Raw genomic sequence first — 2,990 nt, 5'->3', positions numbered from 1 at the left:
AATCCTCAACGGCCATAAGACCTTCATCACCAACGGCCCGTTCGCAGACGTAATCGTCGTCTACGCCAAGCTCGACGTGGGCGACCCGAACGTGGACAAGCGCGACCGCAAGGTGCTGACCTTCGTGCTCGACAAGGGCATGGAGGGCCTGACCCAGGGCAAGCCGTTCAAGAAGATGGGCCTGCACAGCTCGCCCACCGGCGAACTGTTCTTCGACAACGTCCGCCTCGGCCGCGACCGGCTGCTCGGGGAGACCGAGGAGCACCGCGGCGGCGACGGCCGCGAGTCCGCGCGCACCAACTTCGTCGCCGAGCGCGTCGGCGTCACCTTCCAGGCCCTCGGCATCATCGAGGAGTGCCACCGGCTCTGCGTGGACTACGCGAAGAATCGCAAGCTGTGGGGGCAGGAGATCGGCCGGTTCCAGCTGGTGCAGCTCAAGCTGGCCAAGATGGAGATCGCCCGCATCAACGTGCGCAACATGGTGTTCAACGTCATCGAACGCACCCGCGCGGGCAAGCCGCTGTCGCTGGCCGAGGCCTCGGCCATGAAGCTGTACTCCTCCGAGACCGCCACCGAGGTGGCCATGGAGGCGGTGCAGCTGTTCGGCGGCAACGGCTACATGAGCGAATACCGCGTCGAACAACTCGCCCGCGACGCCAAGTCGCTGATGATCTACGCGGGCAGCAACGAGATCCAGGTCACCCATATCGCCAAGGGCCTGCTCGGTCGCTGAGGCGGCGAGCAGCCGAGAAAGGCAGACACACCATGAGTTCAGCCGCACGTATCGCGGGCAAGGTCGTCGTCATCACCGGCGGCGCGCGTGGCATCGGCTTCGCCACCGCGCGCAAGCTGCGTGACCTCGGCGCGCAGGTGGCCATCGGCGACATCGACGAGGCCAAGGTCAAGGAGTCCGGCGCCGAGCTGGGTCTCGAGGTCTACGGCAAGCTCGACGTCACCGACCCGGTGAGCTTCGAGGCCTTCCTCGATCAGGTCGAGCGGGTGCTCGGGCCCATCGACGTCGTGGTCAACAACGCGGGCATCATGCCGGTCGGCCACTTCCACGAGGAGCCCGACCACGTATCCCGCCGCATGATCGACATCAACATCTACGGCGTGGTGCTCGGCAGCAAGCTGGCCGCCCAGCGGATGCTGCCGCGCGGCAAGGGCCACGTCATCAACATCGCCTCGCTGGCCGGTGTGCTGCCCACCCCCGGCCTGGCCACCTACGGCGGCAGCAAGGCCGCCGTGCTCACCATGACCGACGCCCTGCGCGCTGAGTACAGCGGCACCGGCGTGGAGTTCTCCTCGGTGGCGCCCACCTTCACCAACACCGAGCTGGTGGCGGGGACCAAGGGCGCCAAGGGCGTGCGCAACGCCGAGCCGGAGGAGATCGCCGAGGCCGTCGCCGGGCTGATCGTCAAGCCGCAGCGCCGGGTCGCGGTCACCAAGCTCGCGGGCAGGCTGGCCAACCTGCAGTACTACGTGCCGGACAAGATCCTGGACTTCCTCGGCGAGAAGTTCGGCATGAAGGAGGCCTTCCTCAGCGACATCGACACGGCGGCGCGCGCCGCCTACGAGCGCCGCGCCCGCGGCGAAGAAGACCTGGACTGAGTTCGCCGCTCCGGTGTCCCCGCTCGGTCCCCGCCCGGCCGTGCCGGGCGGGAACGTTCACACCGCGCGCAGCCGGTTGCGGCTTGCGTAGACGTGCTCGGCGATGAGGGTGGCGATCCGGTCCGGCGCCTCCAGCATGGGCACGTGCCCGACCCGGTTGACCAGGATGCGGTCGGCCGACTCGGGCAGCTCGGCGAGATAGCGCCGCGCGTAGACCCGGTTCGGGATGAACCGGTCGTACTCGGCAAGCAGCAGCCGTACCGGCGTCTTCAGCCGCGCCAGGTCGCCGGGGACGGGGGTGCGCAGGCTGCCCCGGATCAGCGGCATCATCGCCCGGCAGTGCAGCGCGGCGGTGATGGTGGCCACGGCGTCGCGACGCGAGACCGCCGTGGGATTCTTGGCCACCACGAACAGGGCCACGCGCCGCGCGACGGGGTTGCGCGCGGTGAACCCGGCCACCTTCCGGCCCAGATGCGCCAGCGGAACCAGCGACAGGAACTTCAGCGCCACCCGCAGCCTGGTCAACGACAGCTTCTTCCAGCCGCCGATGGGCGCGATCAACGTCAGGGTGCGGGCCCGGTCGCGCCGCGCCAGCTCGACGCCGACCCAGGCGCCGAGCGAGTTGCCCGCGATATGGCAGGTGCGCCAGCCCATCTCGTCGAGCTGCCGCTCCACCTCGTCGGCCAGAGCCGCGATGTCGACGACCTCGCCGGTGACCTCGGGCCCGCCCCAGTGGCCCGCGAGGGCGGGGGCGAACACCTCGCAGTGCGACCCGAGCAGTGTGGCGGTCTGCTCCCAGCAGTGCGGCGAGAGCATGAAGCCGTGCAGCAGCAACAGCGGATCGCCCGAGCCGACGTGCAGCGTCTTGATCACCACCGGCTGGTCGTCACTGCCGCGCGTGTTCTTGCCCGGAGTCTTCACCGGCCGCGGCTCGTCGGCGGCCGGGTCGGGCTCGGCGTCGAATTCCTCGGCGCGCCTGGCGAAATCCGCGGAACGCGGTCGGGTGGTGCCGGCGGCGCGGGAGGGACGAGCGGGGTCGGACGGGCGGGAGGTGTCGGACGTCATCGTCAAGCACCCCTTCCTGGACCGCGTGGTCCGGGGCAGGTACATCTGACCTGCATTGTACGGTCGGACGGTGCCGACCATTGTCTCAACGATCAACGCCAACGGAATCAGGGCCGCCGCGGGCAAGGGGATGCTCGCCTGGCTCGCCGCCACCGAGGCCGACGTCGTGTGCGTGCAGGAGACCCGCGCCACCGATGAGCAGACCAGGGCGGCGCTGGCGCCCGCCCAGGCCGACCGCAGGATCCTTACCACCCCCCCGCCCGGCGCCAAGGGCACGGCGGGGGTGGCCAACCTGTCCCGGCCCGCCCCCGCCG

At 70.0% G+C, this 2,990-nt stretch carries 4 protein-coding genes; 3 read left to right on the top strand and 1 reads right to left on the bottom strand.

Annotation, left to right across the window (positions count from 1 at the left end; all coding sequences use genetic code 11):
* Both QH283_RS23840 and QH283_RS23835 read left to right on the top strand, forming a co-directional pair.
* On the top strand, nt 1-733 hold a 733-nt coding region (locus tag QH283_RS23840), incomplete at its 5' end, for an acyl-CoA dehydrogenase family protein (protein ID WP_280505171.1).
* 32 nt (nt 734-765) lie between these two features.
* Nucleotides 766-1,611: an SDR family oxidoreductase gene (locus tag QH283_RS23835; protein ID WP_280505170.1), complete on the top strand. Its 846-nt coding sequence runs from the start codon at nt 766-768 to the stop codon at nt 1,609-1,611.
* A 57-nt stretch (nt 1,612-1,668) separates the two neighbouring features.
* On the opposite strand, the gene QH283_RS23830 is transcribed toward QH283_RS23835, so the two are convergent.
* Nucleotides 1,669-2,676 carry an alpha/beta fold hydrolase gene (locus tag QH283_RS23830; protein WP_280505169.1) on the bottom strand — a complete coding sequence of 336 codons (1,008 nt, stop codon included), beginning with the start codon at nt 2,674-2,676 and terminating at the stop codon, nt 1,669-1,671.
* A 70-nt stretch (nt 2,677-2,746) separates the two neighbouring features.
* Between QH283_RS23830 and QH283_RS23825 the strand changes: the two genes are divergently transcribed.
* A partial coding sequence (locus tag QH283_RS23825; protein ID WP_280505168.1) for an endonuclease/exonuclease/phosphatase family protein occupies nt 2,747-2,990 on the top strand: 244 nt, incomplete at its 3' end.

This window comes from Nocardia farcinica (genome assembly GCF_029867845.1).
Taxonomy (GTDB): domain Bacteria; phylum Actinomycetota; class Actinomycetes; order Mycobacteriales; family Mycobacteriaceae; genus Nocardia; species Nocardia farcinica_A.
Note: the sequence above shows the minus strand (reverse complement) of the source record. Positions and strands in the feature narration are given on the sequence as shown.

Coding starts and splice junctions, on each gene's coding strand:
- QH283_RS23830 (WP_280505169.1), bottom strand. CDS start 2,676: ATGACGTCCGACACCTCCCGCCCGTCCGACCCCGCTCGTCCCTCCCGC.
- QH283_RS23835 (WP_280505170.1), top strand. CDS start 766: ATGAGTTCAGCCGCACGTATCGCGGGCAAGGTCGTCGTCATCACCGGC.